13 protein-coding genes are annotated in these 16,204 nt (G+C 62.1%); 5 read left to right on the forward strand and 8 right to left on the reverse strand.

Annotation, left to right across the window (positions count from 1 at the left end; all coding sequences use genetic code 11):
• The first annotated feature begins 3 nt into the window (after window positions 1-3).
• Genes pqqC through ACTORR_RS11785 form a run of 4 tightly spaced genes read left to right on the forward strand, consistent with a single transcriptional unit; the run spans window position 4 to window position 3,922 of the window.
• Entirely contained in the window at window positions 4-741 is a 738-nt protein-coding gene (gene pqqC / locus ACTORR_RS11770) for a pyrroloquinoline-quinone synthase PqqC (protein ID WP_176506105.1), read from the forward strand.
• The gene (pqqD, locus tag ACTORR_RS11775) at window positions 738-1,013 is read left to right on the forward strand and encodes a pyrroloquinoline quinone biosynthesis peptide chaperone PqqD (RefSeq protein ID WP_054885238.1); all 276 of its coding nucleotides are present in this window, start codon (window positions 738-740) and stop codon (window positions 1,011-1,013) included. The genes pqqC and pqqD overlap by 4 nt, the downstream gene beginning before the upstream one ends.
• Window positions 985-2,133: a pyrroloquinoline quinone biosynthesis protein PqqE gene (pqqE, locus tag ACTORR_RS11780; protein ID WP_099813735.1), complete on the forward strand. Its 1,149-nt coding sequence runs from the start codon at window positions 985-987 to the stop codon at window positions 2,131-2,133. Before pqqD ends, pqqE begins: the two co-directional genes overlap by 29 nt.
• A complete protein-coding gene (locus ACTORR_RS11785) occupies window positions 2,099-3,922 on the forward strand; it encodes a S9 family peptidase (protein ID WP_286935467.1) in 1,824 nt (607 codons plus the stop codon). The genes pqqE and ACTORR_RS11785 overlap by 35 nt, the downstream gene beginning before the upstream one ends.
• A 32-nt stretch (window positions 3,923-3,954) precedes the next feature.
• Here ACTORR_RS11785 and ACTORR_RS11790 read toward each other — a convergent pair whose 3' ends face one another.
• Together ACTORR_RS11790 and ACTORR_RS11795 are read right to left on the reverse strand one after the other, a co-directional pair.
• Complete coding sequence (locus tag ACTORR_RS11790; protein ID WP_009681539.1) at window positions 3,955-4,113, reverse strand: YqaE/Pmp3 family membrane protein; 159 nt, start codon at window positions 4,111-4,113, stop codon at window positions 3,955-3,957.
• A gap of 140 nt (window positions 4,114-4,253) precedes the next feature.
• Complete coding sequence (locus tag ACTORR_RS11795) at window positions 4,254-5,531, reverse strand: aspartate aminotransferase family protein (protein ID WP_286935465.1); 1,278 nt, start codon at window positions 5,529-5,531, stop codon at window positions 4,254-4,256.
• 211 nt (window positions 5,532-5,742) lie between these two features.
• On the opposite strand from ACTORR_RS11795, the gene ACTORR_RS11800 reads away from it, so the two are divergent.
• Window positions 5,743-6,666 carry a LysR family transcriptional regulator gene (locus ACTORR_RS11800; protein WP_054885242.1) on the forward strand — a complete coding sequence of 308 codons (924 nt, stop codon included), beginning with the start codon at window positions 5,743-5,745 and terminating at the stop codon, window positions 6,664-6,666.
• A gap of 246 nt (window positions 6,667-6,912) precedes the next feature.
• On the opposite strand, the gene ACTORR_RS11805 is transcribed toward ACTORR_RS11800, so the two are convergent.
• From ACTORR_RS11805 to bioD, 6 genes are all read right to left on the reverse strand, one after another.
• The gene (locus ACTORR_RS11805) at window positions 6,913-8,691 is read right to left on the reverse strand and encodes an acyl-CoA dehydrogenase C-terminal domain-containing protein (RefSeq protein WP_286935464.1); all 1,779 of its coding nucleotides are present in this window, start codon (window positions 8,689-8,691) and stop codon (window positions 6,913-6,915) included.
• 145 nt (window positions 8,692-8,836) lie between these two features.
• The gene (locus ACTORR_RS11810) at window positions 8,837-10,120 is read right to left on the reverse strand and encodes a GGDEF domain-containing protein (RefSeq protein ID WP_054885244.1); all 1,284 of its coding nucleotides are present in this window, start codon (window positions 10,118-10,120) and stop codon (window positions 8,837-8,839) included.
• A gap of 208 nt (window positions 10,121-10,328) precedes the next feature.
• On the reverse strand, window positions 10,329-12,467 hold the full coding sequence (locus tag ACTORR_RS11815) for a cytochrome-c peroxidase (RefSeq protein ID WP_286935444.1): 2,139 nt from the start codon (window positions 12,465-12,467) through the stop codon (window positions 10,329-10,331).
• A gap of 527 nt (window positions 12,468-12,994) precedes the next feature.
• Window positions 12,995-14,800 carry a phenylacyl-CoA dehydrogenase gene (locus ACTORR_RS11820; RefSeq protein WP_286935445.1) on the reverse strand — a complete coding sequence of 602 codons (1,806 nt, stop codon included), beginning with the start codon at window positions 14,798-14,800 and terminating at the stop codon, window positions 12,995-12,997.
• A gap of 302 nt (window positions 14,801-15,102) precedes the next feature.
• Window positions 15,103-15,399 carry a hypothetical protein gene (locus ACTORR_RS11825; protein ID WP_054885247.1) on the reverse strand — a complete coding sequence of 99 codons (297 nt, stop codon included), beginning with the start codon at window positions 15,397-15,399 and terminating at the stop codon, window positions 15,103-15,105.
• Window positions 15,400-15,523: 124 nt separating this feature from the next.
• A complete protein-coding gene (gene bioD, locus ACTORR_RS11830) occupies window positions 15,524-16,204 on the reverse strand; it encodes a dethiobiotin synthase (protein ID WP_099813742.1) in 681 nt (226 codons plus the stop codon).

A 16,204-nucleotide genomic window follows, 5' to 3' on the forward strand; every position in this document is an offset into this window, starting at 1 on the left:
CCAATGTCACCTGCCGAATTCGAGCAGGCCCTGCGCGCCAAGGGCGCCTACTACCACATCCACCATCCCTATCACGTGGCGATGTACCAAGGCCGCGCCACCCGCGAGCAGATTCAGGGCTGGGTAGCCAACCGCTTCTACTACCAGGTCAACATCCCGATGAAGGACGCCGCGATCCTGGCCAACTGCCCGGACCGCGAGGTACGCCGTGAGTGGATCCAGCGCCTGCTCGATCATGATGGCGCGCCAGGCGAGGACGGCGGTATCGAAGCCTGGCTGCGACTGGGCCAGGCGGTCGGCCTCGACCCTGACCAGCTACGTTCCCAGGAACTGGTGCTGCCCGGCGTGCGTTTCGCGGTCGACGCCTACGTCAACTTCGCTCGCAGGGCCAGCTGGCAAGAAGCGGCCAGCAGTTCGCTGACCGAACTGTTCGCCCCGCAGATCCACCAGTCCCGCCTGGACAGCTGGCCACAGCACTACCCGTGGATCGACCCGGCTGGCTACGAGTACTTCCGCACTCGCCTGGGCCAGGCCCGGCGTGATGTCGAGCACGGCCTGGCAATCACTTTGCAGCACTACACCACCCGTGCGGGCCAGGAGCGTATGCTGGAAATCCTGCAGTTCAAGCTGGATATCCTCTGGAGCATGCTGGATGCCATGAGCATGGCCTACGAGCTGAACCGCCCGCCTTACCACACCGTCACCCCGCAACGGGTCTGGCACAAGGGGATTGCCCTATGAGTTTCGACCGCAAGCAAGTGCCGAGCTGGCGCCCCGGCTACCGCTTCCAGTACGAGCCGGCGCAAAAAGGCCATGTGCTGCTGTACCCCGAAGGCATGATCAAGCTCAACGACAGCGCCGGCCTGATCGGCGGGCTGATCGACGGCAAGCGTGACGTGGCGGCGATCATCAGAGACCTCGAACAACAATTCCCTGGTGTGCCCGAAGTCGCAGACGATATCGAGCAATTCATGGAGGTGGCCCGTGCCGAACACTGGATCGTCCTCGCCTGAGGTACCGGTCGGCCTGCCGCTATGGCTGCTGGCCGAGCTGACCTACCGCTGCCCGCTGCAATGTCCGTACTGCTCCAACCCACTGGACTTCGCAGCCCAAGGCCAGGAGCTGAGCACTGCGCAGTGGTTCAAGGTGATGGCCGAAGCCCGCGAGATGGGTGCCGCGCAGATCGGCTTTTCCGGTGGTGAGCCGCTGGTGCGCCAGGACCTCGCCGAGCTGATCGGCGAGGCCCGTCGGCTGGGCTACTACACCAACCTGATCACCTCCGGCATCGGCCTGACCGAAGCGCGCATCGCCGCCTTCAAGGAAGCCGGGCTGGACCATATCCAGATCAGCTTCCAGGCCAGTGACGAACAGGTCAACAACCTGCTGGCCGGTTCGAAGAAGGCCTTCGCGCAGAAGCTGGAAATGGCCCGCGCGGTAAAGGCCCACGGTTATCCGATGGTGCTCAACTTCGTCACCCACCGGCACAACATCGACAAGATCGACCGCATCATCGAGTTGTGCATCGCCCTTGAGGCCGACTTCGTCGAGCTTGCCACCTGCCAGTTCTACGGCTGGGCGCACCTCAACCGCCTGGGCCTGCTACCGACCCGCGCACAGCTCGAACGTGCCGAACGCATCACCAATGAGTACCGGCAGAAGCTCAAGGCCGAGGGCAGCCCGTGCAAGCTGATCTTCGTCACCCCGGATTACTACGAAGAACGCCCCAAGGCCTGCATGAACGGTTGGGGCAGCCTGTTCCTGACCATCACGCCGGACGGCACTGCCTTGCCCTGCCACGGCGCCCGGCAATTGCCGGTGCAGTTCCCCAACGTGCGCGACCATGACCTGCACCACATCTGGTACGACTCGTTCGGCTTCAACCGCTTCCGCGGTTACGACTGGATGCCCGAGCCTTGCCGCTCGTGCGATGAGAAGGAAAAAGACTTCGGCGGCTGCCGATGCCAGGCCTTCATGCTGACCGGTGATGCCAGCAAGGCCGACCCGGTATGCGCCAAGTCTGCTGACCACGGCATTATCCTCAAGGCCCGTGAAGAGGCGGAAAGTGCCCAACTTGCCATCGAAGAGCTGACCTTCCGCAATGAGCGCAACTCCCGTGTCATCGTCCGCGGCTGACTTCAGCGCCGCCCAGGCCGTCGCCGCCGGCACCGACTTTGCCGAACTCAAGCTCGGCGACGCAGGCCTGTTCTGGAACGAGTTCCGCCCCGCCGATGGCGTTTGCCGCATCTGGCAGTGGCGTGACCACCAGGCACGTTGCCTCACGCCCGATGGCTTCAGCGCGCGCAGCCGGGTCTATGAATACGGCGGCGGCAGCTTCTGCCTGGGCGGTGACGGGCTGCTGTTCGTCAACGAAAAGGATCAGCAGGTCTATACCCAGCGCCTTGAAGGCGGTGCCCCGCGCGCCCTGACCGCCGAAGCCGACTGCCGTTATGGCGATGTGCAGTGGCACGACGGCAAGGTACTGGCAGTCGAAGAGCGCCATGGCGAAAGCGTCGAGCATCGCCTGGTGGCATTGGCCGAGAGCTCCCGCGAGGTGCTCGCCGAAGGGGCTGACTTCTATGCTTCGCCCACGGTCAGCGCTGATGGCCAACGCCTGGCCTGGGTCGAATGGGACCGTCCGGCACAACCCTGGACCGTTACCCGACTGTTGTGCCGCGAGCGTGACGCCAACGGCTTCTGGGGAGCCGCACGCTGTATCGCCGCCGAGGATGAATCACTGCAACAGCCGCGTTTCGACACCGAAGGCCGCTTGTACTGTCTGTCTGATCGCAATGGCTTCTGGCAGCCTTGGGGCGAGGTCGACGGCTTCTGGCAGGCGCTGCCGGCCGAGCCCGCCGACCACGCAGCCGCGCCCTGGCAACTGGGCGCCAGCACCTGGCTGCCACTAAGCCCGCAACACTACCTGGCCACCTGGTTCGAAGGGGGTATCGGGCAACTGGGCCTGCACGATGAAAATGGCCGCATGGAGCGCTTCGCCAGTGCCTATACCCGGTTCCGCAACCTGGCAATGGATGCCAAATACCTCTATGCCGTCGCAGCCTCACCGATCAGCCCGCCAGCAATTATTGCCATCGCCCGCGTCAACCATGAGGTCAGCGTGCTGGCCGGTGGCGCTGAAGTGCTACCTGCAGCGCACATCAGCCTGCCGCAATCGATCCATTACAAGAGCGGCGACGCGTTTGCCCATGGCTTCTTCTATCCGGCAACGGCCACCAAGGGCCCTGCACCTTTGCTGGTATTTATCCACGGCGGTCCGACTTCGGCCTGCTACCCGGTACTCGACCCACGCATCCAGTACTGGACGCAACGCGGTTTCGCCGTTGCCGACCTGAATTACCGGGGCAGCACGGGCTATGGCCGGGAATACCGCCAGGCCCTGCACCTGCGGTGGGGCGAAAGCGATGTGCAAGATGCCTGTGCCGCCGTCGAGTACCTGGCTCGGCAAGGGCTGATCGACCCCGGCAAGGCCTTCATTCGCGGCGGCAGTGCTGGTGGCTACACCACGCTGTGCGCCCTGGCATTCCACGACGTGTTCCGCGCTGGAGCCAGCCTTTACGGAGTCAGTGATCCGATTGCCCTGGGCCAGGCCACGCACAAGTTCGAAGGTGATTACCTGAACTGGCTGATCGGTGACCCGCAGCAAGACGCCGAACGTTATCGCCAGCGCACGCCGCTGCTGCATGCCTCGCAAATCAAGGTGCCGGTGATCTTCTTCCAGGGCGAACTGGATGCTGTGGTGGTGCCGGAGCAGACGCGCTCGATGCTGACCGCGTTGCAAGCCAATGGCATCGAGGCTGAAGGGCATTTCTATGCAGGGGAACGGCACGGGTTGCGCAAGGCCGAGAACCTGGCGCATGCGCTGGAAGAAGAGTGGAAGTTCTATTGCAGGGTGTTGGAGGGCTGACAGCCTGGGGCCGCTCTGCGGCCCCGGCATCCTCAGCGCTTGGCGATAATGTAGACCGCATGCACGATCCCGGGAATGTAACCCAGCAGGGTCAAAAGAATGTTCAGCCAGAACGCCCCGCCAAACCCCACCTGCAGAAATACACCCAGCGGCGGCAGGATGATGGCGATGATGATGCGAATGAAGTCCATGCGGGTCTCTCCTGAAGGGGTTACAAGGAAGACCCGTTGCGCTTGCTGGAGGTTCCACAGGCAAAAAAAAACGCCCCGGGCCAAATGAAACAGGCACGGGGCGATGCGCAGAAACGCCAGACGGTTCGTTGAGTTCTTGATCAGGCCGGCATTTCGCGGCGGGCCTGCAGTTGCGCATGCAAGCGGGCAAAGGCTCGGGCCAGGCGCAGGAGCATTTCATCGATATTGCCCTTGCTGACGGTCAACGCTGGCGAGAAACGCACCACATCCGCCTGCGGTGCATTCAGCAGCAAGCCTTCGTGCAAGGCAGCCTCGACCAGTTCCTTGGCGAGGTTTTCCTGCAACTGCAACGCCCACAACAGCCCTTGGCCGCGCACCTGGCCCTGGCCATAGCGGCCAGCCAGGCGGCTAAGGCCGTCGCGCAAATGGCGGCCGCTGTCTTGCACCTGCTCGAAGAAGCCAGGTTCCAGCACGGTTTCCAGCACGGCCAGGCCGGCGGCGCTCATCAGTGAATTGCCGTGATGGCTACCCTCCAGTTCGCCCGGCTCGGCGCAGCAGGCGGTCCCGCGGGCCAGCAAGGCCGCCAGCGGCACGCCACCACCCAAGCCCTTGCCCAGCGTGATGATGTCGGCACGCACACCGTAGGTCTGTTCTGCCAGCAACGCCCCGCAGCGGCCGATACCCGTCTGCACTTCGTCGAGAATCAGCAGAATGCCCAGTTCCCGGCAGAGCTTTTCCACGCCTTGCAGGTACTCGCGCGTAGCCGGAATCACCCCCGCCTCGCCCTGGATCGGCTCGAGCATGATTGCCACGGTGCGCGAATCGACCTCGGCATGCAGCGCCGCCAGATCGTTGAACGGCACCTTGCTGAACCCCGGCAGGCCCGGTTCGCAGCGGTTGCACGGCAGTGGGTCGGAAGCTGACAGCGCACCCAGGCTACGGCCATGGCAGGCCTGACTGGCAGTGATGATGTGATAGGCGCCATTACGGTTCAGCTGGCCCCACTTGCGCGCCAGCTTGATCGCCCCCTCACAGGCCTCGGCGCCGCTGTTGAGCAGGTAGGCCTGGTCGCTGCCAGTGCTCTGGCACAGGCGGTTGACCAGCGCCAACAGGCCACGGCTGTGGTAACCAGCACCTGGGTTGATCAGCGCCTGGGCCTGGTTGCCCAAGGCTTTGACCAGCGCCGTCGGGCTGTGCCCAAGGCTGTTGACTGCCCCGCCCTGGGTGAAATCCAGGTAGGCATGCCCTTCGCTGTCCCACAACCAGGAGCCCTGGCCACGCACGAACACTTGCGCAGCACGCTCGGTGCTCGGCATCAGATGCTCACGCGACAACTGCGGCGCATCCGCCACAATCGCCGGCGCACGCTTGGGCTCGGCAACTGCGGGAGCCGAACGGCGCAGGTTGAACAGGTTCATCGGGGCTCCACCCAATCAGGAAAGAGGCGGCCAGGGATCCGGTCGTATTGCCGACGCTGGATAATTTTGCCTTGCCTATCAAAAGTGTTTTTCAAATGCGGTAACAATGCGCTCAGCGATCGCTGTAAGCCATTGGAATACAGCGATAGACTAGGCTTCAGCGGTGCTTGCGGCCATTTCGTTTTCCCAGCTTTTTCGATAAGTGATACTTATGGATTTTCGCCAACTGCGTTATTTCGTCGCGGTGTATGAAGAGGGCCATGTCGGCCGCGCCGCCGAACGCCTGTCGCTGTCGCAACCGGCACTGTCACAGCAGATTCGCCAGCTTGAGCACAGCCTCGATCTCAGCCTGTTCGAACGCAGCAACAAACGCCTGCTGCCGACCCTGGCCGCACACACCCTGTACAACCATGCCCTGCCGCTACTGGATGGCCTGCAGCGGGCCCATGAGGCCATGCGCAACTTCAAGGGCCAGTCCTTGCGCACCTTGGCCATCGGTGTGCTGCAGACCGTGCGGCCAAGCCTGGTGCCACAGCTGCTGGAGCGTGTGCGCAAGGCACAGCCGCATCTGGTGGTGCAAATCTATGAGCTGTCGGGGCTGGAGATCGAACGGCGGCTGCTCAATGGCAACCTCGACATTGGCATCAGCTACCTGCCACCGCGCCAGCCTGGGTTGCACGGTTCGCTGCTGTACGAAGATGAGTTGCAAGTGGTCATCCCGGACACCCACCCTTTGAAGGACTTCAAGAAAGTCTCGATCAAGCAGGCCGCCGAGCTGCCCATGCTGATGCTCGGTGAGGAATTCCAGATCCGCCAGATCTGGAAGGAACAACTGGCCGCACAGGGCCGCCGACCGCAGGTGCAAGCCGAAATGAACAACATGGCCGGGATTCTCGACAGCCTGGCGCACACCTCGCTGGCGACCATTTTGCCAGGGCGGGCCAAGGATGCTGCCGAAGATGATCAGGGCTTGCTATGGAAACCACTCAGCGAGCCACGCGTGCCGCTCAAGGTCGGCTTGGTGTTTCGTGATGCCCAGCGCCAGCAGGCCTCGGTGGAGCTGCTGCGCACGCTGCTGGAAGAGGAGACCGATGCCCGACAGCTGGGCGCCCCGCCGCTGGATGTGCTTGGCTGAAAACATGCGGACGAAGAAAACCCCGCCGAAGCGGGGTTCTCTAGACTGTTTCCCTGTGACATCCGTATCGCCCCGCCATCCTGGCAGGAAATCCTTCGTTGTCCCTGTTCTGTCCTTTGCGCTTCCTGCGCAACGTCCATGTACAAAGATTAACCGTGGATCCAATCTGGCACCAGTGGCGAAAAGTCACCACGTTATGTAGGAAAAGGCTTACAAGAAGTAGTCTTTCGCAAACATATCAGTCAATCAGAACTGCTCGGCATCCAGCAGGTACAACGACTCGCTGCCAGCCTTCACCGAAGCCACCAGCGAGCCCACCCGCGGCAGCAGTCGTGCGAAGTAGAACCGCGCCGTGCCCAGCTTGGCCGCATAGAACGCCTCGTCGCCCTCAGCCGCCTTGGCCGCCCGGGCCATCAGCGCCCACATGTAGGCATAGGCCACATAACCAAAGGCATGCAGGTACTCGACCGACGCGGCACCGATTTCATTCGGGTTGCCCTTGGCCTGCTCCAGTACCCATTCGGTCAGCCCATCGAGCTGATCCAGGCAGGCGCCCAGCGGCTGGGTAAACTCGTCCAGCTGGCCATCCGCGCTGGCAATGAACTGGCGAATCTCGTCAGAGAACAGCGTGTAGTAGGCCCCACCGCTGGCCACCACCTTGCGCCCCATGAGGTCCAGTGCCTGGATACCGTTGGTGCCTTCGTAAATCTGGGTGATACGCACATCGCGCACCAGTTGCTCCTGGCCCCACTCGCGAATGTAGCCATGGCCACCGAATACCTGCTGGCCATGCACCGTGCACTCGAGGCCAAGGTCGGTGAGGAAGGCCTTGGCCACCGGGGTCAGCAGGGCCACCAGCTCTTCGCTGCGTTTGCGCGTTGCCGGGTCCTGGCTGTACTTGGCGCTGTCGAGCTGCATCGCCACGTAGGTGGAGAAGGCACGACCGCCCTCGATCAACGCCTTCATGGTCAGCAGCATGCGCCGCACATCGGGGTGGACGATGATCGGGTCGGCGGCCTTGTCCTTGGCTTGCGGCCCGGTCGGGGCACGGCTCTGCAGGCGATCACGGGCGTATTCCACGGCGTTCTGGTAGGAACGCTCGGCCGACGCCAGGCCTTGGATACCCACGCCCAGGCGCTCGTAGTTCATCATGGTGAACATCGCCGCCAAGCCCTTGTTCGGCTCGCCGACGATGTAGCCGACCGCCTCGTCGAAGTTCATCACGCAGGTCGCCGAGGCCTGGATGCCCATCTTGTGCTCGATCGAGCCGCAGGTGGCCGGGTTGCGCGCGCCGAGGCTGCCGTCTTCGTTGACCAGGAACTTCGGCACCAGGAACAGCGAGATGCCTTTGGGCCCCGCCGGTGCATCCGGCAGCTTGGCCAGCACCAGGTGGATGATGTTCTCGGTCAGGTCATGCTCGCCGCCGGTGATGAAGATCTTGGTGCCGCTGACCTTGTAGCTACCGTCGGCCTGGGGCTCGGCCTTGGTGCGGATGATGCCCAGGTCGGTACCGGCATGCGGTTCGGTCAGGCACATGGAGCCTGCCCAGACACCGGCGTACATGTTGGGCAGGTACTTTTCCTTCAGGGCCTCACTGGCGTGGGCATTGATCGACAGGCAGGCGCCGGCGGTCAGCATCGGGTACAGGCCGAATGCCAGGCTCGAGGCGTTGACCATTTCCTCGACCTGGGCCGAGATCGCCTTGGGCATGCCCATGCCGCCGAACTGCGGGTCACCGCCCACGCCCACCCAACCGCCTTCGGCGTAGGTGTTGTAGGCCTCGATGAAACCGGCAGGGGTACGCACGGCACCGTTGTCCCAGTGACAGCCTTCTTCGTCGGCGGCACGGCTGAGGGGGGCGATGCTCTTGCTGGTGACCTTGCCGGCTTCTTCAAGCACAGCCATGGCGGTGTCCGCATCGACCGCCTCGGCCAGTTCGGGCAGCTGCGCCCACAACTCGGCCACATTGAAGACTTCATTCAGTACGAAGCGCATGTCGCGCAGGGGCGCTTTATAGTCAGCCATGACAACCTCTCGCTGGTCGGGTCGGGGCGGCCACACGGACCGCGGCACGGGGTTCTTGAAACAAACAACCCGGGGTTGAATCCAGTGTAACCGAACAACTTTTGCGAGACATAGGGTCATCACGCGACCGTATAGTCCATTTCGGTCACGCCATTCGCACGGCACCACGCTGGGATTGTTGACCATAGACCATGACGCAGTTACGGCCCGCACCCTTGGCACTGTAGAGCGCCTGGTCGGCGGACTTGAGCACTTCCTCCGGGTTGCGATGATCGACCAACCGTTCGGCGACACCGATGCTGATGGTTACCGAAACCGTGCCGCCCGCGCTGCCACTGCGGCGCTGACGCCCGGTGGAATCGTCCTGCGGGCGGCTGTTCTGATCACGCAGGTGCATGGTGTAGTTGGCGATCATCTCGCGCACTGCTTCGACGTGCGGCACGCACTCTTCTGCCGTCTTGCCGGCGAACACCAGGGCAAACTCTTCACCCCCGTAGCGATAGGCGCGGCCCCCACCGGTCACCTTGGACAACCGGCTGGCGACCAGCCGCAGCACTTGGTCACCGACATCGTGGCCGTGGGTGTCGTTGAATTTCTTGAAGTGGTCGACGTCGGTCATCGCGATCACGTAGTTGCGACCCAGGCGTTGCATGCGTTCGTTCAGCGCACGGCGCCCCGGCAACCCGGTAAGCTCGTCACGGAAGGCCATCTGGTAGGCCTCGTGCGATACCGCAGCGGCAATCATGAGCATCACCTGGCTGCACATGATGTTCAGGGTGAACGGCAGGATGAAGGTCTTGGGCAGCATCCAGAAGATACCGACCAGGCCGATCAGCTGTGCAGCATGCAACGGCCGGGGCTCGCGCAGGTATTGCACAACCAGCAGGATGAACACCACCAGGAACACCGGGTAGACCATCTGGATCAGGCTCATCCACTGGCCGTGCAGCGAGGGCCAGCGGATCTCCGCCAACCAGGCCAGCAGCGCCTGCGGGAAGCTCTGCTCCAATGCCACGGCCACGCTGCCGACGGCGAACAGCACGGCGAAGCGGGCCAGCAGGTCCTGGGCCAGGTGAGTGCGTTCCTGCCAGGCGCCGAACAGGCCGTACAGGGCAGGCAGCAACAGGCACACAAGGTGGAAAATCACGGCTGCGTCCTCGCGCACGCGGCCATTGTCACGGTAGAAATCGGTCTGCGTGTCGAGCAGGAAATATGCGATGTACACCGTCACCATCAGGAACAGTTCACGCTGGCGGCGATACACGGCGCAGTAGGCGCCACCCAGCAGCAGGACCAAGGTGGGAAGAACATTGAACAGGGATGTGAAGAAGACGCTGAGGTCTCTTACATAAGCCGCCGCGAGCCCGGCCAGCAGCAAAAACAGCGAAGGCAGGAAATGGCTCGCGCGAACAGCGTTTAGACGAAACAAGGGCAATCTCCGACCCGGCAGATCAATAATAGCATTGTGCCTCTAGTTCATCGGCAGCACACGTGAATAGATGAATACACCGGTGGGTTAACGGCAGCGGGGGTGGAGGGCTTGAGCTTTTCTTGTAACTGAAAGCGACCGCGATCCCTGTAGGAGCGGCCTTGCCGGGGCGCCGGACCGGCAAGGCCGCTCCTACAGGGCGACCACGTTACAGGTCGTTGTTGAATGGCAGCAGCGGCCCCTGCGCAGTGGAGCGACCTGCGGCACCGACGGCATTGAGCTGGAACTCGGCGTCTTGTGCTTGCCGAGAGGTGATCTGGGCGCTGGCCGGTTTTTGCCCGACCGAGTTCTCATCGCCCTTCTCACCCTGCGGCAGGACAAGGGACGGATGATCGAACGGCGCCCGCTCCCAAGCCACGCGCGGATCGGTCAAGCCGACTTCCATGAACTTGACCAGTGCATCCATCTCATCCGCCGTCAGGTTCAGCGGGGTCATGTCCGGATCGAGATTGGAGCCGTTGTGCTGGTTGACTGCCGGGTGCTCGAAGCCGCTGGTGTTGCTGGCGTCTTCGCCGCGCCGGTCACCGCCGCGGTTGTAGAATTCCATCACCTGCTGCAGCGTTGCCCGGCTGCCGTTGTGGAAGTAGGGCCCGGTCAAGGCGATGTTGCGCAGGGTCGGGGTCTTGAAGGCGCCATCGACCGCGTCGCGGAAACCGACACTGGGCTTGAGCGTCGGGTCGCAGGGGACTGCTGCGCTCAGTGGCACTTCGAAGGTGCACACATCGACCTCCAGTGGGTCGGGAACATTCCCGCCTTGCAGTTGGCTGTTGTACTCACGGGTGAAGGACAGAGGATTACCCCAGGCGTCCGAGCCCCCCAGAGCCAGGTCCTCGGAGGTGGGGCGCACACCGGTGTTGTAGAACCCATTGTCATAGAGCGTGGTCAGGCCGTCAGCCATGACCATGCGCTCGACGCGCTCATGCGGCTGGAACAGCAGCCTGCTGCCCGCGTTGGTCAACTCCGCACCACCATGGCAGCTGACGCACTTTCCCTTGCCCAGGAACAGGTTCATGCCTTGCACCTGCTGGGCATTCATGGCGGTGTGGTCGCCCTGCAGATAGGCATCCAGTGGCGCCTGGTCAGAGATCAGTGTGGATTCGTACATCTGGATCGCCAGCCCGAAGAACAGCGGGAAGTTCGCCTCCATCTGGGTATAGGGCTCGCTGCCCAGCAAGACCGGCTGCGTGGCGTTCCACAGGCGAGGCTGAAAGGCGTTCTTGATCAGTTCGCGATAGGTTGGCCGACGGGCACTGGAGACGGGGCCGAGTACGGAGTCGGTGGGCGAAATCTTTTGCCCCTTGAGCATCATGGTGTCGAGCATGCGCCGGCCAATGTCGGCGAAAGTACGCCCACCACAAGACATTTCCACCGCGCTGCCGGGAGGCCCGACGGCTTGCGAAGCGGCCGAGGCATCCTTCAGAGCCAGGCGTACCTTGACCGCGGCGCCACTGGCATCCTTGGTCACGAAGATCCCAGCATCAGGGTCGCGGTTACCGAACGGCGAGAAGCCGTTGAATACGTTGTTGGCCCGGCCATCCCAGAAGTTGCGCACGTTGAATGCCGCGTTGATCACCGACGGTGCATTGCGCCCGGTGGCGCGCCGCACGTTGATGCCACCCACCTGGAAAATGCCATCCGGCTGCTGGGTGCACTTGTCGAAGCGCGACTGGCGGGGTTTGACAAAGTTGGCGTCGAACACACCTTGCGAGCCGATGACGTCATCGCTCGAATAGACAATCGCCGAGTTACGGTCCAGAGGATTGGCCAGTACGTGGCTCGGGAAGTCACCCTTTTTCAACGTGTAGTTCGGGCCGCCCTTGCCACCGGAGCGGGTGGTGTAACTCGGCACGTCACCCGGAATGTCACCTGCCGTGAACGGCTTGTTGAAGATCGACGCGACGTTGGCATTGGTATTGGCCTGGCCGGGGTTGATCTGGTTGGTGACCCGATGATCGACACCAGCGTGGTAGTGGCATGAAGCGCAGGCGGTGGCGCCGTCACTGCCGATCGCCATGTCCCAGAACAGCGCCTTGCCCAAAAGCACTACCGCCCCGCGATTGATCACGTAATCGGACATCAGGTCGACTTTGCGGCCACCTTCGGTACCGGAGGGATCCGGCGGCGTCATGCCCCGCAGTGACTGCAGGCTGGGCACATCCGGGACGACCGGAACGGTCCCGGCCGGGTCCGCAGCCCGAACGCTGGTAAAAGGAAGGCTGGCGGCGAATGTCATCGCTATCGCACAGGCCAGGCGGGGGACTCGCACGTTACTCAGATAGGCGACCATGATGGACTTCCCGACGGCTCAGGTTTTTCAGGCTGTTGGTTCGCGCAACGAAGTGCGCTTAATGCCACCATAGCTGTAACAAAGTATTTCGACACGAAACATTCAATGGTTTTTTAGACCAGTTTATTTTGTCGGCAATACCAGGAAATACTGAAATTCAAATTTCCTCAGCTCCGGTGTAAAACAACCCCATTAGTGGGTGGAATCCCCCAAATCGTATTCACGAACCGTTCACAGAAACGACGAAAGCCCCAGCACACAAGGGGTATGACGTTATAAAGGCGACCAGATAGCATCTGGCAATGTATTTGCTAGCTGTAGTGAACAAGAGATGAAATTAATAAATTGGCTGAATTCGACCCAACCAAAAGTCACCAAACAATTAGCCTGCGCATGTCGGAAAGTTGCGCTGCGCCAGCTATTGTAATTTGCGAAATTAAAGACCAGCTCGAACACGTGAAGATAAAATAAAGCAAAAAAAACGCCGCTCATCAGGAGCGGCGTTCTCTTCGGTAACTCACCCGAGTTTAGTAACCCAGAGAGAAGTCTTCTTCTTTCATGTCCATCAGGTTGTTGGCGCCCGACAGCATGGTGGCGACGTGAGTACGGGTACGCGGCAGGATGCGCTGGAAGTAGAAGCGCGCAGTCTGCAGCTTGGCAGTGTAGAAGGCTTCTTCGCTGGTGCCGGCTGCCAGTTTTTCCGCCGCCAGGCGAGCAATGTCAGCCCAGAAGTAGGCCAGGCACGCATAACCGGAGTACATCAGGTAATCCACCGACGCAGCGCCGACTTCCTCGCGGTCCTTCATCGCAGCCATGCCCACTTTCATGGTCAGCTCGCCCCACTCCTTGTTCAACGCAGCCAATGGCCCGACGAACTCCTTGACCGCGTCATTACCTTCCTGCGCCTGGCAGAACTTGTGCACGATCTTGGTGAAGCCCTTGAGCGCTTCGCCCTGGGTCATCAGCACCTTGCGGCCCAGCAGGTCAAGGGCCTGGATACCGGTGGTGCCCTCGTACAGCATGGAGATGCGGCTGTCGCGCACGTTCTGCTCCATGCCCCACTCGGCGATGAAGCCGTGGCCGCCGTAGATCTGCACGCCATGGTTGGCGGCCTCGAAGCCGACTTCGGTCATGAACGCCTTGGCGATCGGGGTCAGGAAGGCCAGCAGGGCATCGGCCTTCTTGCGCTCTTCCTCATCCTGGCTGTACTTGACGATGTCCACCTGCTTGGCAGTGAAGTACACCATCGCACGGTTGCCTTCAGCGAAGGCCTTCATGGTCAGCAGCATGCGACGCACGTCGGGGTGGACGATGATCGGGTCAGCGGCCTTGTCCGGTGCTTTCGGGCCGGTCAGGGAGCGCATCTGCAGGCGCTCACGGGCGTATTTCAGGCCACCCTGGAACGCCACTTCGGCATGCGCCAGACCTTGCAGTGCGGTACCCAGGCGTGCGGTGTTCATGAAGGTGAACATGCAATTCAGGCCTTTGTTGGCCGGGCCGATCAGGTAGCCAGTGGCGCCGTCGAAGTTCATCACGCAGGTAGCGTTGCCGTGGATACCCATCTTGTGTTCGATAGAGCCACAGCTCACGCCGTTGCGCTCACCCACGCCGCCTTCGGCGTTGGGCAGGAACTTCGGCACGATGAACAGCGAAATGCCTTTGGTACCCGCCGGAGCATCTGGCAGACGAGCCAGCACGATGTGGACGATGTTGTCGGCCATGTCGTGTTCACCGGCCGAAATGAAGATCTTGGTGCCGGAGACCTTGTAGCTGCCATCAGCCTGTGGCTCAGCCTTGGTGCGCAGCATGCCCAGGTCGGTACCGCAGTGTGGCTCGGTCAGGCACATGGTGCCGGTCCATTCGCCGGACACCAGCTTGGTCAGGTAGGTGTGCTGCTGCTCAGCGGTGCCGTGGGCGGAGATAGTGTTCATCGCGCCGTGGGACAGGCCTGGATACATGCCCCAGGACCAGTTCGAACCCCCGACCATTTCGCTCAGGGCCAGGCCCAGCGACTCCGGCAGGCCCTGGCCACCGTGTTCGACGTCATGCGCCAGGCTCGGCCAGCCACCTTCGACGAACTGCTGGTAGGCTTCCTTGAAACCGCTCGGCGTCTTCACGCCCGACTCGCTCCAGGTACAGCCTTCCTGATCACCGATACGGTTCAGTGGCGACAGCACCTGTTCACAGAACTTCGCGCCTTCTTCCAGGATCGCGTTGACCATGTCAGGCGTTGCGTCCTGGCAACCCGGCAGGCTCTGATAGTGCGCCTCGTAGCCGAGCAGCTCGTCGCGGACGAAACGAATATCACGCAAGGGGGCTTTGTAATCAGGCATTGCGATGAACCTCTGTGATGAGTTCGGTAGGGGACCGCTGATACCGACCAGCTCTTGGCGGCTTTCGGTCAAACAGTTGTTTGAAACTTACGTTTAGGGCAGCCCGATGTCAAGAAGGGACTATGGTGCCATTTACGCCACGAAAGATGGCGTTTATGCCACTCCCTCCAAAAACAATGCCCCTGTGGGAGCGGGGCGCCCGCGAAAGGGCCAGAGCAGGCAACGGAGCTGCATGATCTGACGCATTCGCGGGCACGCCCGCCCCCACAGGGGCTGTGTAAAACTCGGAGAAAAGTGGCCGATCAGGCGTAGGTATCGATGAACCGCCCGAGCATTTCGTCGGAAGCCTTGGCCACCTTGGCGCCTAGTTCGACCTCGGTCTTGCCCAGGGCCAATTGCACGGTGCTGGTTGCCAGGTCCATTTGCTGGCTGCGGTCGACCCCACGCAGGCGCTCGGCCTGAAAGTCGCTGGACTGGCTGGTGGCGGCACGCTCAACCGAGGCATTGGCGATCTCGCCGGCGGCCTGATCGACACGGTTCTGGCCGTTGTAGATGGCATTGAGGCCCGCGTAATACGCGGTGCTGCCGGTGATTTCCATGTCAGAACTCCAATGACGCTGGATATGAACAAGGGCAATTAAAGCAGGCCAGGCGCGAAAAGGCCCGTTTAAATCCCTAATGGCTGAGTGCCACTTGATAGGCCAAAGGCATATCCGGCTTCATTCACTCCAGCAAGTCGAGCTGCAAATGCTCTGCCACCGCATCCGCAGTAGCCTGCTTGAGCTTCGGCACCCGCCCCAGGCACGGGGCAGGTAGTCGCTCCGCCAGGCTGGCGAGGTTTTCTTCCAGCCGCGAGGTCCGTGGTTCGATGACATTCGCCACCCAGCCTGCCAGTTGCAGCCCGTCGCGGGCAATTGCCTCGGCACTGAGCAGTGCGTGGTTGATGCAGCCCAGGCGCACCCCAACCACCAGAATCACCGGCAGTTTCAAGGCAATCGCCAGGTCAGAGAGGTTGGCATGGTTGGACAATGGCACGCGCCAGCCGCCAGCGCCTTCGATCAGCGTGAAGTCTGCGCCCTGCTCCAGAACATGGCGCATGGCCTTTGCCAGCACCGTGACTTCCAGCGCGACACTCGCCTCCCGGGCCGCCACATGCGGCGCAATGGCCGGTTCGAAGGCAAACGGGTTGACCTCCTCGTAGGCAAGCTTGATCGAGCTCTCGTCGATCAACGCCTGGGCGTCACTGTTGCGCAGGCCTTTGGCCGTCATCGAGCAACCCGAAGCCACCGGCTTCGCGCCCAAGGTGCTCAACCCCTGCAAGCGGGCCGCATGCAGCAGCCCGGCGGCGATGGTGGTCTTGCCGACATCGGTGTCGGTCCCGGCAATGAAATAGGCCTGGCTCAT

This window comes from Pseudomonas sp. SAR267 (assembly GCF_052077595.1).
GTDB lineage: Bacteria > Pseudomonadota > Gammaproteobacteria > Pseudomonadales > Pseudomonadaceae > Aquipseudomonas > Aquipseudomonas vlassakiae.

Bases quoted from the DNA above. Each gene is read 5' to 3' on its own strand.
- pqqC (WP_176506105.1), top strand. From the start codon at position 4: ATGTCACCTGCCGAATTCGAGCAGGCCCTGCGCGCCAAGGGCGCCTAC.
- ACTORR_RS11805 (WP_286935464.1), bottom strand. From the start codon at position 8,691: ATGGCTGACTATAAAGCGCCCCTGCGCGACATGCGCTTCGTACTGAAT.
- ACTORR_RS11800 (WP_054885242.1), top strand. From the start codon at position 5,743: ATGGATTTTCGCCAACTGCGTTATTTCGTCGCGGTGTATGAAGAGGGC.
- pqqD (WP_054885238.1), top strand. From the start codon at position 738: ATGAGTTTCGACCGCAAGCAAGTGCCGAGCTGGCGCCCCGGCTACCGC.
- ACTORR_RS11795 (WP_286935465.1), bottom strand. From the start codon at position 5,531: ATGAACCTGTTCAACCTGCGCCGTTCGGCTCCCGCAGTTGCCGAGCCC.
- bioD (WP_099813742.1), bottom strand. From the start codon at position 16,204: ATGAGCCAGGCCTATTTCATTGCCGGGACCGACACCGATGTCGGCAAG.
- ACTORR_RS11820 (WP_286935445.1), bottom strand. From the start codon at position 14,800: ATGCCTGATTACAAAGCCCCCTTGCGTGATATTCGTTTCGTCCGCGAC.
- ACTORR_RS11825 (WP_054885247.1), bottom strand. From the start codon at position 15,399: ATGGAAATCACCGGCAGCACCGCGTATTACGCGGGCCTCAATGCCATC.
- ACTORR_RS11790 (WP_009681539.1), bottom strand. From the start codon at position 4,113: ATGGACTTCATTCGCATCATCATCGCCATCATCCTGCCGCCGCTGGGT.
- ACTORR_RS11785 (WP_286935467.1), top strand. From the start codon at position 2,099: ATGAGCGCAACTCCCGTGTCATCGTCCGCGGCTGACTTCAGCGCCGCC.
- ACTORR_RS11815 (WP_286935444.1), bottom strand. From the start codon at position 12,467: ATGGTCGCCTATCTGAGTAACGTGCGAGTCCCCCGCCTGGCCTGTGCG.